This window comes from Caballeronia sp. LZ003, from assembly GCF_031451465.1.
GTDB lineage: Bacteria > Pseudomonadota > Gammaproteobacteria > Burkholderiales > Burkholderiaceae > Caballeronia.
Window position 1 is genome coordinate 2700756 of the sequence record NZ_JARUXJ010000001.1, and the last position, 17629, is coordinate 2718384.

The window sequence follows — 17629 nt, forward strand, 5'->3', positions numbered from 1 at the left end:
CTCCATGCCGATCGCCAAAGCTCTCATCGCCCCTCTCATCGTCGCGTGCGCGATGTTCATGGAAAGCGTCGATGCCAATGTCATCGTCACTGCGATTCCCGAAATGGCGCGTGCCTTCGGGCGCGATCCCGTCACGCTGAAGATTGCCGTCACGAGTTATGTGCTCGGCCTCGGCGTCTTCATACCGATCTGCGGCTGGGTCGCCGACCGCTTCGGCGCACGCACCGTGTTTCGTGCGGCCATCGGCGTGTTCGTGGTCGGCTCTATCCTCTGCGCGGCGTCCACCTCGCTCGGACCATTCACGGTGGCGCGCTTCATCCAAGGCGTCGGCGGCGCGATGATGGTGCCGGTCGGGCGCATCATCATCTTCCGCTCGGTGCGGCGCGCGGACTTCATTCGCGCGATGAACTATCTCTCGCTGCCCGCAATGCTCGGACCCGCCGTGGGGCCGCTGCTCGGCGGTTTCATCACGACCTATCTGCACTGGCGGCTGATCTTCTTCATCAACATTCCGATCGGCATTCTCGGTATCTATCTGACCAACCGCTACATCGCGGATTCGCGCGAGGAGCATCCGGGCAGGCTCGACTGGTTCGGCTTCTTTCTCTCGGCGGGCGCGGGCGTGCTGCTGCTGCTCGGCTTGTCGCTCGTGGGCGGCGAGCTCGTGTCGCCAAGCGTGGCCGTTGCGATGTGCGTCGTCGGCGCGCTCATGGTCTCGTTCTACATCATGCATGCGGCGCGCGTCGAACGGCCGCTGCTCGATCTGCGCTTCTTCAAGGTGCCGACGTTTCAGGCGAGCGTGATCGGCGGATCGCTCTTTCGCATCGGGCTTGGCGCGGTGCCGTTTCTGCTGCCGCTCGCGTTGCAGGAAGGGCTCGGCATGACGGCATTCAAGTCCGGCGCGATCACCTGCGCTTCGGCTTTCGGCGGCATGTTCATGCGCTCGCTGGCGTCGCGCGTGTTGCGGCGCTTCGGCTTTCGACGCACGCTCTTCTTCAACGCGGCGCTTTCCGGCATTGCCATCGCCGCCTGCGGGACCTTCTTTCCGGGCACGCCGACCTGGCTGATCTGGGCAGTCGTGCTGCTTGGCGGCTTCTTTCCCGCATTGCAGTTCACGAGCCTCAACTCGCTCGCTTATGCGGAGATCGAAACGCGCGATGTCGGACGCGCGACGAGTCTCGCGAGCTTCGTGCAGCAGGTATCGCTCGGGCTGGGTGTGACGATCGCCGGCGTGACGCTCGAGTTCTCGCAGTATCTGAACGGACATTCGGCTGTGCAGTGGTCGGATTTTTGGCCCGCGTTTTTCGTCGTCGGAATGTTTTCGTTCTTGTCGATGCCGATAACCGCGCGATTGCCGCTCGATGCCGGATCGGAGATTTCGCGAGGAACGCGAGGTTGATGAAAGCCTGAAGCGCCACGCTGCAAAGCCGCGAAGCAAACAGAACGATCGAACCAAAACGAAACCGGGCCGGCACCGCGCGCTTCCTTCAACGAAGCACGCAATGCCGGCCCGGCGTAAAACATAAAGCCCTACCTGATCGAACCGCCAGCAACTAGCTTACTGACAAGCTTCGCACTCGTCGAAGCCGGGATCGCCGGGACGCATCATGCAGACGGGACCATCGGCTTCCGGAGCCGCTTCAACCGGCACGGCAGCAGCCACCGCCGCAGCGTTGAATCCGCCCGCCGCCGCACCGCCAACCGCGCCGCCGTTGAATCCGTCCGCACCACCGGCGCTAGCGGCACCGCTACCGCCATCGCCTGAAGGAACCGCGTTGAGCGCGCCGTGCGCCACCGTCGACTTCTCGACGTGCGTCGCCGCCATCGTGCGGAGATAGTAGGTGGTCTTGAGGCCGCGCAGCCATGCGAGCTTGTAGACCTCGTCCAGCTTCTTGCCTGATGCGCCGCCCATGTAGATATTGAGCGACTGCGCCTGATCGATCCACTTCTGGCGACGCGCCGCCGCTTCCACCACCCACTTCGCGTCCAGTTCGAACGCGGTGGCGTAAATGGCGCGCAGATCGGCCGGAATGCGGTCGATGCGCGACAGCGTGCCGTCGAAGTACTTCAGGTCCGACACCATGACTTCGTCCCACAGGCCGCGCGCTTTCAGGTCGCGCACCAGGTAGTCGTTGACCACCGTGAACTCGCCCGACAAGTTCGACTTGACGTACAGGTTCTGGAACGTCGGCTCGATACACGCCGACACGCCGATGATGTTCGAGATCGTCGCCGTCGGCGCAATCGCCACGCAATTCGAATTGCGCATGCCGTGCGTCGAGATGCGCGAACGCAGCACGGACCAGTCCATGGATTCGGACGTATCGACTTCGACATAACCGCCACGCGCCTCGGCCAGCAACTGCAGCGTGTCCTGCGGGAGGATGCCGCGATCCCACAGCGAGCCGCGATAGCTCGAGTAACGGCCGCGCTCTTCCGCCAGTTCCGTCGACGCGTAATAAGCGTAGTAGCAGACGGCTTCCATCGAACGATCCGCGAACTCGACCGCCTCTTGCGACGCATACGGCGTGCGCAGCAGATGCAGGCAGTCCTGGAAGCCCATGATGCCCATGCCCACCGGACGATGCTTCAGGTTCGAGTTACGCGCCTTCGCCACCGCGTAGTAATTGATGTCGATGACGTTGTCGAGCATGCGCATCGCCACGCTGATGGTGCGCTTGAGCTTCGCGTGATCCAGCGCGAGCGTGCCGTCCGCCTGCTTCGCCAAGTGCGCGACCAGGTTCACGGAACCCAGATTGCACACGGCGATTTCGTTATCGCTCGTGTTCAGCGTGATTTCCGTGCACAGGTTCGACGAGTGCACGACGCCCACGTGCTGCTGCGGCGAGCGCACGTTGCACGGGTCCTTGAACGTGATCCACGGATGGCCGGTCTCGAACAGCATACCGAGCATCTTGCGCCACAGTTGCGCCGCGGGCAGCTTCTTGAACAGCTTGATCTCGCCGCGCGCCGCTTTCTCTTCGTAAGCCGTGTAGGCCTTTTCGAAAGCCGCGCCGAACAGGTCGTGCAGGTCCGGGCAGGTAGCCGGCGAGAACAGCGTCCAGTCGCCGCCTTCGTGCACGCGCTTCATGAACAGGTCGGGAATCCAGTTCGCCGTGTTCATGTCGTGGGTGCGGCGACGGTCATCGCCCGTGTTCTTGCGCAGTTCCAGGAATTCCTCGATGTCCAGGTGCCACGTCTCCAGATACGCGCACACCGCGCCCTTGCGCTTGCCGCCCTGATTCACCGCGACGGCCGTATCGTTCACGACCTTCAGGAACGGCACGACGCCTTGCGACTTGCCGTTGGTGCCCTTGATGTGCGAGCCGAGCGCACGTACGCGCGTCCAGTCGTTGCCGAGCCCGCCCGCGAACTTCGAGAGCAGCGCGTTTTCCTTGAGCGCTTCGTAGATGCCGTCGAGGTCGTCGGCGACGGTCGTCAGATAGCACGACGAAAGCTGGGAACGGCGCGTGCCGGAGTTGAAGAGCGTGGGCGTGGACGACATGAAGTCGAACGACGACAGCACGTTGTAGAACTCGATGGCGCGCGCTTCGCGGTCGATCTCGTTGAGCGACAGACCCATTGCGACGCGCATGAAGAACGCTTGCGGCAGTTCGATACGCTTGCCTTCCGTGTGCAGGAAGTAGCGGTCGTACAGCGTCTGCAGGCCGAGATAGCCGAATTGCAGATCGCGGCTCGCGTCGAGCGCGGCGCCGAGACGCTTCAGGTCGAATTGCTGGAGCTTATCGTCGAGCAGTTCGGCTTGCACGCCCTGCTTGATGAATTGCGGGAAGTATTCGGCGTAGCGCTCGCCCATTTCGGCTTGCGTCACTTCGCCTTCGAGAATTTCGCGGCGGATGGTGTGCAGCAGAATGCGCGCGGTGACCTGGCTGTACGCCGGGTCTTTTTCGATCATCGTGCGCGCGGCGAGGATGGCCGAGTCGTAGACCTGGCTCATCGGCACGCCGTCGTACAGGTTCTTCACCGTTTCGGCGACGATCGGGTCGGCAGAGACGGCATCGCCCAGATTGGCGCAGGCCGAGACGATCAGAGCCTTGAGCGCGTCCAGATCGAGCGGATGCGTGACGCCGTTGTCCACCACGTTGATGCCGCTCGCGTTCGCCCGGACTTCCGGCGCGTGCGCGCGCTCTTGTGTGCGCTTCTCGCGATACAGCACATAGGCACGCGCGACGTTGTGCTCGCCGCCGCGCATCAGCGCGAGTTCGACCTGATCCTGAATGTCTTCGATATGGAACGTGCCGCCATGCGGACGGCTGCGCACGAGCGCGCGCACGACGGCTTGCGTCAGTTGGTCGACGAGTTCGCGCACGCGAGCGGACGCCGCGCCCTGACCGCCGTTCACGGCGATGAACGCCTTCGTGACCGCGATGGCGATCTTCGACGGCTCGAACGACACCACGCTTCCGTTGCGGCGGATGACTTTGTAGTCCGCGTACGTCGTGTTCGGCGCGAGCGCTGGCGCGCCCGATGCATTGGCGCCGCCCTGCGGCCGCGCGGATGCGCCTTCGAAGGAAGTCGTGGCGTTCTCGGTGGTTTGCATGTGCAAAACTCCTGATGTTCGAATGGTGCGGATGGTCCGCGGATTTATCACTTATGCCGCGCGCGTTTGCTGTCGTCGTTGAACCGATGCGACACGCGCGATGTTTGACGGTAAAGCCAGGCTGTGAATACAGCAGGCTCGGAACACGAATCGCGCAAAAAATAACGCCGATAACGGCCCGCATTGTTTCTGGCGTCTCATGCGATGCCCGCGTTGGCGCGCGGTGTCGGTCGACGCGATTTCACGTTTCAACTCGCGTTCCGACTCACGTTCCGACTCACGTTCACTTGCATGCCTTCTTCACGGTGCTTCTTGCTGGCGCTCGATACACCGATGCCCCATTCCTCGCAGATGGAAGCGTCGCGCGCACCGCCCCGGGCCAGCCAACTTCTCTTACGCCGGAAAGCCGACGGCGCCGGCTCATTAGAGCGGGCGCCGCCTCAACAACACAAGATATAGTGCAAAGTACGTCTTTCGGCACCAAGTATAGTGGACTTTCGCACAGTCTCAAAAAGTTTTATTTGCTCTGACCATGCGCTCACGGGGTTGACTTTTGCTGCGTCAAAGCACGGCAAGGGATCGGGCGTGAGCTTGCTGCGGCGCAGCGAGACGGAGCTTCCGCGAGGTGTTTATAACGAAGTCAAGATGTGTGGACAGGCGTGAATCGGGCGCGTGATTGCGCTATACGCGAAGGCCGCTTCGAGTTTTTGCGCGTGCGGGACGTTCGCGCCGAAGCCATCCTGGCGATGGAGGCGTTTGCAGTCGGCGAGAGTTTAGATGTATGAGACTGCGCTCGCCGCACTATAGACGCCGCAAACCGCATCTCACGTTCACGGTTGGCTAAGTAGCCGCCGCATGCGCTTAGTGCGTGTCAATGGAGGATGACCGTGCTTACCGCAGCACGGCCTTTGCGGGAACAGCGCGCCTTTGCGGTCTGCAAGACATCCTCGACGTGAGGCGGCGCATGTTCGTTTCGGCACCGAAGGCTCAACGCGCGTCACGCCCTCGCGGGCTCGCGGCATGACGTCGCGCGTGTTCATCGCAACAAAAGCGCTGTCCCGCCACCACGATCGACTCGCTGCGTGGCGTATGCACGCCGCATTGCACGCAGCGGATGAGCGGATCGGTGAGCTGCGGAGCATCGCTCGCAGCGGCGCCGCCACGCGTGCGACGCGCACCAGTGGCACCCGCAGCACCCGCAGCGCCCGATGAACCCGGCGCGCCGCTTCCCGCAGACGAACGCGCATCGGCTTGAGCGCGCTCGTTGGCGCGGCGCAGTTTCTTCAGGAGCCATTGGGTCACGAAGAAGAGCGCGATCAGAAGAATGAAGTTTCGCATCGACTTGAACAGGTTGGAAATGCCGCGCTCACACCACTGCGCGATGCAGCAGCACTTCGAAGACGAACCGGCTGCCCACGTAAGCCAGCAGCAACGCGACGAACGAAGCGAGCACCCAGCGCAAGGCAGCGCGTCCGCGCCAGCCGGAAACGCGTCGCGCGGTCAGCAGTGCTCCGAACATTACCCAGGAAAGGAACGCGAACACGGTCTTGTGATCGAGACGCAGCGCGCGATCGACCAGTTGCTCGTTGAACGCGATGCCCGACACCAGCGTCAGCGTAAGCAGCACGAAGCCAGCCGCGATCAATCTGAACAGCAGCTTTTCGAGTGTAAGCAGCGGCGGCAAGGTATCGAGCCAGCTCGCGAGCCAGCCGCCATTGGCCGCATGACGCGTGTTGAGACCGCGCATGCGCTGCAGCCGGCGCTCGAGCAGCAACATGAGCACCGCATGCAGCGCCGCGATGGCGAACAGCCCATAAGCGATATTGGCGATCAGAAAATGCAGCTTGAACATTGGCGCGGCGGAATACGAGAGCACGCGCACGCCGCCGAACAGAAGCGGCAGCAAGGACGCCACGCAAGCGAGCGGCAACACGAGCAGACGCAGGCCGTCGAGCGGAAAGAAGAAGCTTTCGATCCAGTAGATGCCCGCGCCCAGCCAGAACATGGCCGAGAGCGCGAACGCGAAGCCGAAGATCATCGCGTTCTGCGGAAAGATGGTGGTGTGCAGCAGAACGCCGTGCACCAGCAATGCCACTAATAATAAAGCGCGCCCGACACCGCTCATGCCCGATGCGCGCGACGTCGATGTCATCGAGCCTACGCCCGCAGGCACGCCCGCCAGCGCCGGTTCGACGGCGGTATGACGATGCGCGCGCCACCCCGCCACGGCTAGTCCGCCGTAGAGAAGCGCAGTGAGGGCATACAGTACAATATCCATGTTCGAAGTTTACACTAGGCCCCGGTTCCGCGACGCCTTCACCCTTGCGCCAGCATAGTGCGCAGCGCGGTGAGCGCGCCATGTCACTGTGAATTCTGGGCCGCATTCTATAGCGCTCCCCATGCTCGACAACCTCACTCAACGGATGGCGCGCGTCGTCAAGACGCTGCGCGGCGAGGCCCGCCTCACCGAGGCCAACACGCAGGAGATGCTGCGCGAAGTGCGTCTCGCGCTTCTCGAAGCAGACGTGGCGCTGCCGGTCGTGCGCGAATTCATCGCCAAGGTGAAGGAAAAGGCGCTCGGCGAGGAAGTCCTGTCGAGCCTTTCGCCGGGCCAGGCGCTCGTCGGCGTCGTGCAGCGCGAACTGACTGCCGTGATCGGCGGCGACTACGAAGGCAAGGCCGCCGAACTGAATCTCGCGGTCACGCCGCCCGCCGTCATCCTCATGGCCGGCTTGCAGGGCGCGGGCAAGACCACGACCACCGGCAAGCTCGCCAAGCTGCTGCGCGAAAAGAGCAAGAAGAAGGTGCTGACGGTTTCTGTCGACGTGTATCGTCCGGCGGCTATTCGTCAGTTGCAGACGGTGACCGAGCAGGTCGGCGCGGACTTCTTCCCGTCCGAGCCGGATCAAAAGCCCGCGGATATCGCGCGCGCGGCAATCGACTGGGCCAAGCGCCACTACCATGACGTCGTGATCGTCGACACGGCCGGCCGTCTCGGTATCGACGAAGCCATGATGAAGGAGATCAGCGAGCTACACGCGCTGCTCAAGCCCGCCGAAACGCTCTTCGTCGTCGACGCCATGCTCGGTCAGGACGCGGTCAACACCGCCAAGGCGTTCAACGACGCCCTGCCGCTCACCGGCGTCGTGCTCACCAAGCTCGACGGCGACTCGCGCGGCGGCGCGGCGCTCTCCGTGCGTCATGTCACCGGCAAGCCGATCAAGTTCGTCGGCGTCGCGGAAAAGCTCGACGGTCTCGAAGTGTTCCATCCGGATCGCATGGCGAACCGGATTCTCGGCATGGGCGACATTCTCGCGCTCGTCGAGGAAGCGCAGCGCGGCGTCGACACGCAAGCCGCGCAGCAACTCGCCGACAAGGTCAAGAAAGGCGGCGACTTCGACCTGAACGACTTCAAGGCGCAGCTCTCGCAGATGAAGAAAATGGGCGGCCTCTCTTCGCTCATGGACAAGCTGCCCGCGCAGTTTCAGCAAGCGGCGCAAGGCGCGGACATGAACAACGCCGAGAAGCAGATGCGTCGCATGGAAGGCATCATCAATTCCATGACGCTTCAGGAACGCGCGAAGCCCGAGCTCATCAAGGCCGCGCGCAAACGTCGTATCGCGGCGGGCGCGGGCGTGCATGTGCAGGAAGTCAACCGCATGCTGAACCAGTACGAGCAAATGCGCGGCATGATGAAGAAGCTCAAGGGCGGCAACCTGCAAAAGATGATGCGCGGCATGAAGGGCATGATGCCCGGCATGCGCTAGGCGCGACAGAACAGGCCCGCGCTCGCGCCGAACGCCGCGAGGAGCGCGGGTTTATCATAGGGCGCACGCCGCCGTTTCTTTCCACACTAAGTAGTCCGCCTCCCCGCTTCCCTCTATGAATCGCGAAGAAGCTCTCCATATTTTCAGCCACTCCGAAGAGATCGTTTCGGTCGAGGCCGTCAACGCATCGATCGAACGCATGGCTGCAGCCATCAAGGCGGCAACGAGCGACGATTTCCCGCTCGTGCTTTCGGTCATGGGAGGCGCGGCCGTTTTCACCGGCATGCTGCTGCCGCATCTCGACTTCCCGCTCGAGTTCGATTACATCCATCTGACGCGCTATCGCAACGCCATCAAGGGCGGCAGCGAAATGCAGTGGCGCGTGGCGCCGGCCGAATCGGTGAAAGATCGCGTGGTACTCGTACTCGACGATATCCTCGACGAAGGCGAAACCATGGCTGCTATCCGCGACCGCATCATGGCGATGGGCGCGAAGCAGTTTTTGTCGGCGGTGCTGTGCGAGAAGATCATCCCGAAGGCGAAACCGCTGCGTCCTGATTTCTGCGGCTTCGAAGTGCCGGACCGTTATGTGTTCGGCTGCGGCATGGACGCGAAGGGTTATTGGCGGAATCTACCAACCATTCGCGCGCTAACCGAAGGCGCATGAGCGTTCGTTCGGTAGTCAGTGAAAAAAAGCGGCCGAGGCCGCTTTTTTCATAGCTGATGCACGAAGGTCCGTATGCCCGTGAGCATCATCTCGACCGAAATGGCCACGAGCACGAGCCCCATCAAGCGCTCGAATGCCGTCACCGCGCGCTCGCCGAGCCAGTGTTGAATCTTCTCGGCCAGCACGAGCACGATGGCGCACACGACCATGGTGACCGTGAGCGCGCCGATCCATTCCAGCATCTTCCCCGGCGCTTGCGATGTCAGCAGCATTACCGTGGCAAGCGCGGACGGTCCCGCAAGCGCGGGAATGGCGAGCGGCACGATAAGCGGTTCGCCGCCGCGCGAGTCGCCGCCCATCGGGCCGTCAGGATGCGGAAAGATCATCCGCAGCGCGATCAGAAACAGCACGATCCCGCCGCCGATACGCAACGACAGATCCGTCAAGTTCATCGCGCGCAGGAAGCGGTCGCCGGCCAGCATGAACACCAGCAGGATCACGAACGCAATCGCCACTTCCCGCAAAATCACGACGCGGCGCCGCTCGATAGCGACGCCGCGCAGTGCGTTGATGAAGATTGGAATATTGCCGAGCGGATCGGTAATCAACAGAAGCAGAATCGTCGCCGACAGGAAGTTGTATTGCACGTTACTTCGCGAGCGCCTCACGAATCTTGGCCGTCACCATGCCCGCGGCCTCGTCCACCGGCACGAGCGTGGCTTCGGTATCGCGGCGCGCCTGATATTCCAGCTTGCCGTCTTTGAGCCCGCGATCGCCAATGACGATGCGATGCGGCACGCCGATCAGTTCCCAGTCCGCGAACATCACGCCCGGGCGCTCACCGCGATCGTCGAGAATTACGTCGAGGCCGGCTTCCTGCAAGGTCGCGTAGAGCTTGTTGGCCTGCTCGCGCACGGCTTCGCTGCGGTCGTAGCCCATCGGGCAGATCACGACTTCGAAAGGCGCAATGGCTTCCGGCCAGATGATGCCCTTGTCGTCGAAGTTCTGTTCGATGGCTGCGCCCAGAATACGCGTGATTCCGATGCCGTAGCAGCCCATCTGCATGGGCGCGGGCTTGCCGTTTTCGTCGAGGAAGGTCGCGCCCATCGAATCCGAGTATTTGGTGCCAAGCTGGAACACGTGGCCCACTTCGATACCGCGACAGATTTCGAGCGTGCCCTTACCGTCCGGCGAGGGATCGCCCGCGACGACGTTGCGGATATCCGCGACTTCCGGCTCGGGCAGATCGCGGCCCCAGTTCACGCCGGTCGTGTGGAAATCCACTTCGTTCGAGCCGACCACGAAGTCGCTCATGTTCGCGACCGTGCTGTCGGCGATCACGCGCACCGGCTTTTTCGTGCCGATTGGGCCGAGATAGCCCGGCGGCGTGCCGAACCATTCGACGATCTCCGCTTCCGTCGCGAAGCGATAACCCTTGAGGCCCGGCAACTTGCCCGTCTTGATGTCGTTCAACGAATGGTCGCCGCGCAGCATCAGAAGCCAGATGGTCGGCTCGGCGCCTTCGTTGTCGGTGGCGAGAATGATCGACTTGATCGTGCGCTCGAGCGGAATGCCGAGATACTCGGCGACGGCTTCGCACTTCGCCTTGCCGGGCGTCGGCGTCTTTTTGAGCTCTTCGGCGGGCGCGGCGCGCGTGGCGATGAGCGGCACGCCTTCGGCAGCCTCGACGTTCGCCGCGAAATCCGAAGCCGGGCAATACGCGATGTCGTCCTCGCCCGTCTCGGCGATCACGTGGAATTCATGCGAGCCGCTGCCGCCAATCGAACCGTTGTCCGCCGCGACGGCGCGAAACTCCAGGCCGATGCGCGTGAAGATGCGCACGTAGGCATCGAACATTTTCCGATACGACTCGGCGAGGCCGGCCGTGTCTTTATCGAACGAATACGCGTCTTTCATGATGAACTCGCGGCCACGCATGACACCGAAGCGCGGGCGGATTTCATCGCGGAACTTCGTCTGCACCTGATAGAAGTTCACCGGCAACTGCCGATAGCTCTTGATTGCGCTGCGCGCGATCTCGGTCACCACTTCCTCGTGCGTCGGGCCCATGACGAAGTCGCGGTCGTGACGGTCCTTGAAGCGCAGCAGTTCGGGGCCGTATTGTTCCCAACGTCCCGATTCCTGCCACAGTTCGGCGGGCTGCACGGCGGGCATCAGCAGTTCGAGCGCGCCCGCGCGGTTCATCTCTTCACGCACGATGGCCTCGACCTTGCGTACCGAACGCAAGCCGATTGGCAGGTAATCGTAAATGCCGCCCGCGACGCGACGGATCATGCCGGCGCGCATCATGAGCTTGTGGCTGACGATTTCGGCCTCGGAGGGCGCCTCTTTCAGGGTGCCGATGAAGAAACGGGATGCTTTCATTCGAGTTTTCCAAATGCGCCACGCGCTTCGAAAGCTCTGGCTCTCGAAACTGGCGATACGTGTGAACGACGGGACGGACGACGGCTTTGTACGGAGCAGAGGCAGCGCGTCGATGCGCTACTTCGGCCAACGGAAGAAGATTTTGCCGCACGCGGAGTGCTCTGGCAAAAAGTCGCTTATGCGTGCTTCGAACCCGGGCTAATGACGAAGGCCGGTTCCGCGGGTTGATTCCAATACGCCGTGCCCGTTATCTGTTTATAATCAAAGCAATTTTAAAGGATTCGAAGGTGGTTGTATGCTGGATCGTGAAGGCTTTCGCCCGAACGTCGGCATCATCCTCTTGAACGCGCGCAACGAAGTGTTTTGGGGTAAGCGGCTGCGTGAACATTCCTGGCAGTTTCCGCAAGGGGGCATCAAGTACGGTGAGACCCCTGTGCAAGCGATGTATCGGGAGTTACACGAAGAAACCGGCTTGCTTCCGGAGCACGTCAAGGTCGTCGGTCGCACGCGCGACTGGCTGCGTTATGAGGTGCCGGATAAGTTCATCAAGCGCGAAGTGCGCGGACATTATCGCGGACAGAAACAGATCTGGTTTCTGCTGCGCATGGTGGGACGCGACTGTGACATTTGCCTGCGCGCGACGGACCATCCGGAATTCGATGCCTGGCGCTGGAACGAATACTGGGTCCCGCTGGATGCGGTAATCGAGTTCAAGCGTGACGTTTATCAACTGGCTCTGACCGAGCTATCCCGCTTCTTGCGGCGTACCAACTCCCGCGTCGAACGCGGCGAGCGCGTCGCGCATCACGGACCGCGCTATCCACGCGTCGTCCAGACGATGACGATCGAAGCACCTGCCGTAACCGTCGCTGGCAACGAGGTTCAGGCAGAATGCACGATCAGCGAGGAAGTGCATATCATCGTGCAGCGGTCTTCGTGCGACTGATCACTGCGGTTCTTCTTTTACTTTGACACTGAGCACGGCACGGCGAGCAATTCGCCGTGCTGTTGCCGTATGCGCACCTGTTTTCGGGAAGATCGAATTGAAAGCCATTGGTTCATTTGCGTTGTCCGCTGCGGTATCCGTGGCCATGCTGGCCACGCTCGCTGCCTGCTCCAGCAACAAAGGCCCGTCCACTCAGGACGATGGCGTCTTCACCTATCTGCTCGACCAGAAGCCGGAGTGGACCGAGGAAAAGGTCGATACGCTTCCGCCGCTGCCCGAAGCCTCGAATATGCTTGCGTTCAACGTGTCGCAGAATACGCCGCTGATTTTCGCCGTCGACAAGACTTCGCTTTCGGTCGGCAAGGATGGCGTCATTCGCTACGTGATCGTCGCGACGAGCCCGAGCGGCGCGCGCAATGTAAATTACGAAGGCATTCGCTGCGATACCTACGAATGGCGCCGCTACGCGAGCATCAACGATAACGGTACGGCCTGGGATCGCGAGGTCGCATTCGACTTTCGCCGCATAGAAAATGGCGAATTGAATGCGTATCAGGCGGCGCTGTATCAGGATTATTTCTGCACGAGCAAACTGCCGGTCGGCACGGCCAAGCAGATCGCCAGCAACATTCAGTACAAGCGCACACAGAGTTCCATCAACGTGCGCTGAAGTTGGGTTGCGTTGAGTTTACGTTGAGTTGAGTTGCGTCGAACATGCGCTCATGCGAAAAGGCCCGCTTTCACGCGGGCCTTTTACGCATCAAATCTCAGACGAGCACCAGATTATCGCGGTGAATCAGCTCCGGCTCCAGCATATAGCCGAGCACCGTTTCAATCTCGCCGCTCGGCCGCCGATGAATCAGCCGCGCTTCTGAACTGCTGTAATTCGTGATACCGCGCGCCACTTCGCGTCCTTCGTCGTCCAAACAGGCGATGACTTCGCCGCGATCGAACGCGCCCTTCACGTCGATCACGCCGATCGGCAGCAAGCTCTTGCCTTCGGCCGTGACCTTCTGAACCGCGCCGTTGTCGATCACCACGTGACCGCGCATTTGAAGGTGATCCGCCATCCACTGCTTGCGCGCCGCAATGCGCGCCGTACGCGCGATGAGTTGCGTGCCGATCATCTCGCCGGAAGCGAGCCGCGTGAGCACATCGGCTTCGCGGCCGCTTGCGATCACCGTGTTCGCGCCGCTATGCGCCGCGCGCTTCGCCGCGAGAATCTTCGTCAGCATGCCACCGCGTCCGAGGCTCGAACCCGCGCCGCCCGCCATGGCTTCGAGTTCTGGCGTGCCGGCGTCCGCCTGTCCGACGAGCGTCGCGCTCGGGTCCTTGCGCGGATCGGCGGTAAAGAGGCCGCGTTGGTCGGTGAGAATGACGAGCGCGTCGCCTTCGATCAGATTCGCCACGAGCGCGCCGAGCGTGTCGTTGTCGCCGAACTTGATTTCGTCGGTGATGACCGTGTCGTTCTCGTTGATGATCGGCACCGCGCCCAGACGCAGCAGCGTGAGCAAAGTGGAACGCGCGTTCAGATAGCGCTCACGGTCGGCCAGGTCGGCGTGCGTCAGCAGAATCTGCGCGGTGCGAATGCCGTGCGCGCCGAAGCTGCTCTCGTAGACCTGCGCAAGCCCCATCTGCCCGACGGCGGCGGCGGCCTGCAATTCGTCGATTTCGCGCGGACGCTTGGTCCATCCAAGCCGATGAATACCCTCCGCGATCGCGCCGGAACTCACCAGCACGACTTCCTTGCCCTGCTCGCGCAAGGCCGCGATTTGCGCCGCCCAGCGATTGATTGCCGCATGATCGAGCCCGCGCCCGTCGTTGGTAACGAGGCTGGACCCTACTTTCACTACGATTCGCTTCGCAGCGGCGATGACCGAACGCATCGTGCGCATTCTCCTCGGGTGTCGCGGCCCACGCGGGCGGGCCGCGTCGTTACTCTTCGTCTACGTCTTTGTCTGCTTGCTCTTTCACAGGCGTGTCGCGAAAGCGCACGTCCGCCGCGAGATCCTCGGCTTCGGCCGCGCGCGACGCGTCCGAGTTCTGCGAAATGTAGTCGTAGATTGCGTAGATGAGCGCCTCGCAACCCTGACCGGTCAGCGCCGAAATCTCGTACACCGGCCCGGTCCATTCGAAACGCTCGACGAAGTCGTCGATACGCGCGCGACGTTCGTCTTCCGGCACCATGTCGAGCTTGTTCAGCACGAGCCAGCGCGGCTTTTCGTAGAGCGACTCGTCGTATTTGCGCAGTTCGTTGACGATGGCCTTCGCCTCGGCAACGGGATCGACGTTTTCATCGAACGGGGCGAGATCGACCAGATGCAGCAGCACGCCCGTGCGCTGCAAGTGACGCAGAAAGCGATGCCCAAGCCCCGCGCCTTCCGCCGCGCCTTCGATCAGGCCGGGAATGTCCGCGATCACGAAGCTCTTGCTCGGACCCACGCGCACCACGCCGAGATTCGGCGCAAGCGTGGTGAAGGGATAATCGGCGATCTTCGGCCGCGCGTTCGACACCGACGCGATAAACGTGGATTTCCCCGCGTTCGGCATGCCGAGCAGACCGACATCCGCGAGCACCTTCAGCTCGAGCTTGAGCATGCGGCGCTCGCCCGGCTTGCCGTCGGTCTTCTGACGCGGCGCACGGTTCGTGCTCGACTTAAAATGTAGATTGCCGAGGCCGCCCGAGCCGCCTTGAGCAATCAGAATCTGCTGATTGTGTTCGGTCAGATCGGCGATGAGTTCGCCCGTGTCCTGATCCGTGATGATGGTGCCGACCGGCATGCGCAACGTGATGTCGTCGCCACCTTTGCCGTAGCAGTCCGCGCCGCGACCGTTTTCGCCGTTGCGCGCCTGATGCTTCTTCGAGAACCGGTAGTCGATCAGCGTATTGATATTGCGATCCGCAACCGCGTAGACGCTGCCGCCGCGACCGCCGTCGCCGCCGTCCGGTCCGCCGAACGGGACGAATTTTTCGCGGCGCATCGACGCGCTGCCATCTCCCCCGTCGCCGGCGATGACTTCAATTCTCGCTTCGTCAATGAACTTCATGCGTTGCTCCGTCCCGTGTTTCTGCTCGATGAGACCGGAGCAAGCATTGAAGCTCCAATTCCGGTCGAGATACTATTTTGCCGTGACTGACGTGCGCCAGCCATGGTGATGAAGAATTCCTGGCGATGCGGCGTTTCGCGCATCCAAAAAACAAAAGGCCCCGCGAACTTCGCGGGGCCTTTGTCGGTCCTGAAGCCCGTGCAGTAAAACTTAAGCTGCCGGGACGACGACGACCGTGTGCTTTCTTGCTGCGCCCTTCGTCACGAACTTGACGTGACCGTCGGCCAGCGCGAACAGCGTGTGATCCTTGCCGATGCCGACGTTTTCACCCGGGTGCATGCGCGTGCCGCGCTGGCGAACGATGATGCCGCCTGCGTTGATTGCCTGGCCGCCATAAACCTTCACGCCGAGGCGTTTCGATTCTGAGTCGCGGCCGTTGCGGGAAGACCCGCCTGCTTTTTTGTGTGCCATTTGATTAGCTCCTTAACCGATTTCCGCGTAACGATAACGATGCGACCACGCCTTAGGCGTTGATCGCGTCGATGCGCAGTTCGGTGTAGTTCTGGCGATGGCCAGCGTGCTTTTGGTAGTGCTTCCGGCGACGCATCTTGAAGATGGTCACTTTGGCATGACGACCTTGGGAGACCACGGTAGCCTTGACGGAAGCCCCACTGACCAGCGGCGCACCGAACTTAATCGATTCGCCTTCGCCTACTGCGAGAACCTGGTCGAGCGTGATTTCAGCGTCAATGTCTGCCGGTATCTGTTCTACTTTCAATTTTTCGCCAACGGCAACTTTGTACTGCTTGCCGCCGGTTTTTATGACCGCGTACATTGAGAACCTCACTCTGAATTCATTTTTCCACGCACCGCGCGAGGAAAACACGAGATTATACATAGGGTTAGAGGCTTCGTCAAAACGCATTGACAATCCCGTGCGTTGTGCATGACGGCGCGATCCTCGGCGAAAACAGTCCGATTTGACGCCGATTTCGCGGGCAAACGCCTCCGATGCTCGCGCCCGACACGCGTGGTCAGTCGGATTCGCCTTATAATCCGCCGCATCACCTTATTAGCCGATCATGTCGTCCACCGCCACTTCCCCTCCCAACGCCGCCGCACTGCTTGCCCCGATCGCCGAGGACATGCAGCAGGTCAATCGCGTCATCCGGCAGCGCCTGGCATCAGAAGTGATGCTCATCAACCAGATTTCCGAGTACATCATCGGCGCGGGCGGCAAGCGCTTGCGGCCGGCGCTCTTGCTACTCGTCGCGGGCGCGCTCGGGGACACGACGGGGCACCGGCATGAACTGGCCGCCGTGGTCGAGTTCATTCATACGGCGACGCTTCTGCACGACGACGTGGTCGACGAATCCGACCTGCGTCGCGGCCGCAAGACGGCCAATGCGCTCTTCGGCAATGCCGCGAGCGTGCTGGTCGGCGACTTCCTGTATTCGCGCTCGTTCGAAATGATGGTGACCGTTGGCAAGATGCGCGTGATGGAGATTTTATCCGTCGCGACCAACGTCATCTCCGAAGGCGAAGTGCTGCAGCTTCTGAACATGCACGATCCGGACGTGGACGAAGCGCGTTACATGCAGGTGATCCGCTACAAGACGGCGAAGCTTTTCGAAGCGGCGGCTCAGCTCGGCGCGGTACTTTCAGGCTCTGACGCGCGCACGGAAGCAGCGGCGGCGGAATTCGGCCGGCGCATCGGCACCGCGTTTCAGATCATGGACGACTGGCTCGATTACACCGGTACGCCTGAATCCATGGGCAAGAATGCCGGCGACGACCTGCGCGAAGGCAAGCCCACGCTGCCGCTCATCTATTTGATGGAGCACGGCACGCCGGAGCAAGCGACACTCGCGCGCGAGGCGATCGAGCAAGGCGGCACCGATCGATTCGATACGATCTTCCACGCCATTACGACTTCCGGCGCGCTCGATCACACGCTTGAGTGCGCGCGCAAGGAAGCGCACGCTGCGGCAAGCGCGATTTCTTCGTTTCCAGATTCCATTTACAAAGAAAGCCTGATAGAATTATGTTCTTACTCGACGTCGAGGCAGTCTTGAAAGAGACTAAACCGCCTCTAAAGTCCAGGTAAAAACAAATTCGGGGTGTAGCTTAGCCTGGTAGAGCGCTACGTTCGGGACGTAGAGGCCGGAGGTTCGAATCCTCTCACCCCGACCAGAATTGCTGAAAAACCCGCATGGTCCGCCATGCGGGTTTTTTGTTTTGCGCGGCTGATTTAC

15 protein-coding genes and 1 tRNA gene are annotated in these 17629 nt (G+C 61.8%); 7 read left to right on the plus strand and 9 right to left on the minus strand.

From position 1 onward, the window contains the following. The first annotated feature begins 4 nt into the window (after nt 1-4). Complete coding sequence (locus tag QCE79_RS12195) at nt 5-1399, plus strand: MFS transporter (RefSeq protein WP_244826271.1); 1395 nt, start codon at nt 5-7, stop codon at nt 1397-1399. 159 nt (nt 1400-1558) lie between these two features. Here QCE79_RS12195 and QCE79_RS12200 read toward each other — a convergent pair whose 3' ends face one another. The 3 genes from QCE79_RS12200 to QCE79_RS12210 all read right to left on the minus strand — a co-directional run bounded on the left by QCE79_RS12200 (nt 1559) and on the right by QCE79_RS12210 (nt 6839). After that, nucleotides 1559-4561: a ribonucleoside-diphosphate reductase subunit alpha gene (locus QCE79_RS12200; protein ID WP_309844427.1), complete on the minus strand. Its 3003-nt coding sequence runs from the start codon at nt 4559-4561 to the stop codon at nt 1559-1561. A gap of 987 nt (nt 4562-5548) precedes the next feature. Continuing rightward, nucleotides 5549-5899: a PP0621 family protein gene (locus QCE79_RS12205; protein ID WP_244826273.1), complete on the minus strand. Its 351-nt coding sequence runs from the start codon at nt 5897-5899 to the stop codon at nt 5549-5551. 28 nt (nt 5900-5927) lie between these two features. Beyond that, the gene (locus QCE79_RS12210; protein WP_244826274.1) at nt 5928-6839 is read right to left on the minus strand and encodes an inner membrane protein YpjD; all 912 of its coding nucleotides are present in this window, start codon (nt 6837-6839) and stop codon (nt 5928-5930) included. Between the two features lie 121 nt (nt 6840-6960). Between QCE79_RS12210 and ffh the strand changes: the two genes are divergently transcribed. Further along, nucleotides 6961-8328, plus strand: a complete 1368-nt coding sequence (ffh, locus tag QCE79_RS12215; protein WP_244826275.1) for a signal recognition particle protein — start codon at nt 6961-6963, stop codon at nt 8326-8328. 115 nt (nt 8329-8443) lie between these two features. Further along, complete coding sequence (locus tag QCE79_RS12220; RefSeq protein WP_244826276.1) at nt 8444-8995, plus strand: hypoxanthine-guanine phosphoribosyltransferase; 552 nt, start codon at nt 8444-8446, stop codon at nt 8993-8995. 47 nt (nt 8996-9042) lie between these two features. Here QCE79_RS12220 and QCE79_RS12225 read toward each other — a convergent pair whose 3' ends face one another. Beyond that, complete coding sequence (locus QCE79_RS12225) at nt 9043-9642, minus strand: MarC family protein (protein WP_244826277.1); 600 nt, start codon at nt 9640-9642, stop codon at nt 9043-9045. A 1-nt stretch (nt 9643) separates the two neighbouring features. Then, nucleotides 9644-11380: a proline--tRNA ligase gene (locus tag QCE79_RS12230; RefSeq protein ID WP_250509495.1), complete on the minus strand. Its 1737-nt coding sequence runs from the start codon at nt 11378-11380 to the stop codon at nt 9644-9646. 295 nt (nt 11381-11675) lie between these two features. On the opposite strand from QCE79_RS12230, the gene QCE79_RS12235 reads away from it, so the two are divergent. Next, nucleotides 11676-12326, plus strand: a complete 651-nt coding sequence (locus QCE79_RS12235) for an RNA pyrophosphohydrolase (protein WP_244826279.1) — start codon at nt 11676-11678, stop codon at nt 12324-12326. 106 nt (nt 12327-12432) lie between these two features. Then, nucleotides 12433-12996 (plus strand): CNP1-like family protein, encoded by a 564-nt coding sequence (locus tag QCE79_RS12240; protein WP_404989365.1) that lies wholly within the window; start codon nt 12433-12435, stop codon nt 12994-12996. A gap of 97 nt (nt 12997-13093) precedes the next feature. Here QCE79_RS12240 and proB read toward each other — a convergent pair whose 3' ends face one another. From proB to rplU, 4 genes are all read right to left on the minus strand, one after another. After that, a complete protein-coding gene (gene proB, locus QCE79_RS12245) occupies nt 13094-14212 on the minus strand; it encodes a glutamate 5-kinase (RefSeq protein WP_250509496.1) in 1119 nt (372 codons plus the stop codon). A 49-nt stretch (nt 14213-14261) separates the two neighbouring features. Next, complete coding sequence (gene cgtA / locus QCE79_RS12250; protein WP_244826282.1) at nt 14262-15374, minus strand: Obg family GTPase CgtA; 1113 nt, start codon at nt 15372-15374, stop codon at nt 14262-14264. A gap of 210 nt (nt 15375-15584) precedes the next feature. Then, nucleotides 15585-15845 carry a 50S ribosomal protein L27 gene (gene rpmA / locus QCE79_RS12255; protein ID WP_014192314.1) on the minus strand — a complete coding sequence of 87 codons (261 nt, stop codon included), beginning with the start codon at nt 15843-15845 and terminating at the stop codon, nt 15585-15587. A gap of 52 nt (nt 15846-15897) precedes the next feature. After that, nucleotides 15898-16209 carry a 50S ribosomal protein L21 gene (rplU, locus tag QCE79_RS12260; protein WP_244828118.1) on the minus strand — a complete coding sequence of 104 codons (312 nt, stop codon included), beginning with the start codon at nt 16207-16209 and terminating at the stop codon, nt 15898-15900. A 247-nt stretch (nt 16210-16456) separates the two neighbouring features. On the opposite strand from rplU, the gene QCE79_RS12265 reads away from it, so the two are divergent. Beyond that, entirely contained in the window at nt 16457-17449 is a 993-nt protein-coding gene (locus QCE79_RS12265) for a polyprenyl synthetase family protein (RefSeq protein WP_244826283.1), read from the plus strand. Nucleotides 17450-17490: 41 nt separating this feature from the next. Then, a tRNA-Pro gene (locus QCE79_RS12270) sits at nt 17491-17567 on the plus strand. The last annotated feature ends 62 nt before the right edge of the window (nt 17568-17629 follow it).

Coding starts and splice junctions, on each gene's coding strand:
- cgtA (WP_244826282.1), bottom strand. CDS start 15,374: ATGAAGTTCATTGACGAAGCGAGAATTGAAGTCATCGCCGGCGACGGG.
- QCE79_RS12230 (WP_250509495.1), bottom strand. CDS start 11,380: ATGAAAGCATCCCGTTTCTTCATCGGCACCCTGAAAGAGGCGCCCTCC.
- QCE79_RS12210 (WP_244826274.1), bottom strand. CDS start 6,839: ATGGATATTGTACTGTATGCCCTCACTGCGCTTCTCTACGGCGGACTA.
- rpmA (WP_014192314.1), bottom strand. CDS start 15,845: ATGGCACACAAAAAAGCAGGCGGGTCTTCCCGCAACGGCCGCGACTCA.
- rplU (WP_244828118.1), bottom strand. CDS start 16,209: ATGTACGCGGTCATAAAAACCGGCGGCAAGCAGTACAAAGTTGCCGTT.
- QCE79_RS12220 (WP_244826276.1), top strand. CDS start 8,444: ATGAATCGCGAAGAAGCTCTCCATATTTTCAGCCACTCCGAAGAGATC.
- QCE79_RS12235 (WP_244826279.1), top strand. CDS start 11,676: ATGCTGGATCGTGAAGGCTTTCGCCCGAACGTCGGCATCATCCTCTTG.
- proB (WP_250509496.1), bottom strand. CDS start 14,212: ATGCGTTCGGTCATCGCCGCTGCGAAGCGAATCGTAGTGAAAGTAGGG.
- QCE79_RS12200 (WP_309844427.1), bottom strand. CDS start 4,561: ATGCAAACCACCGAGAACGCCACGACTTCCTTCGAAGGCGCATCCGCG.
- QCE79_RS12195 (WP_244826271.1), top strand. CDS start 5: ATGCCGATCGCCAAAGCTCTCATCGCCCCTCTCATCGTCGCGTGCGCG.
- QCE79_RS12265 (WP_244826283.1), top strand. CDS start 16,457: ATGTCGTCCACCGCCACTTCCCCTCCCAACGCCGCCGCACTGCTTGCC.
- ffh (WP_244826275.1), top strand. CDS start 6,961: ATGCTCGACAACCTCACTCAACGGATGGCGCGCGTCGTCAAGACGCTG.
- QCE79_RS12205 (WP_244826273.1), bottom strand. CDS start 5,899: ATGCGAAACTTCATTCTTCTGATCGCGCTCTTCTTCGTGACCCAATGG.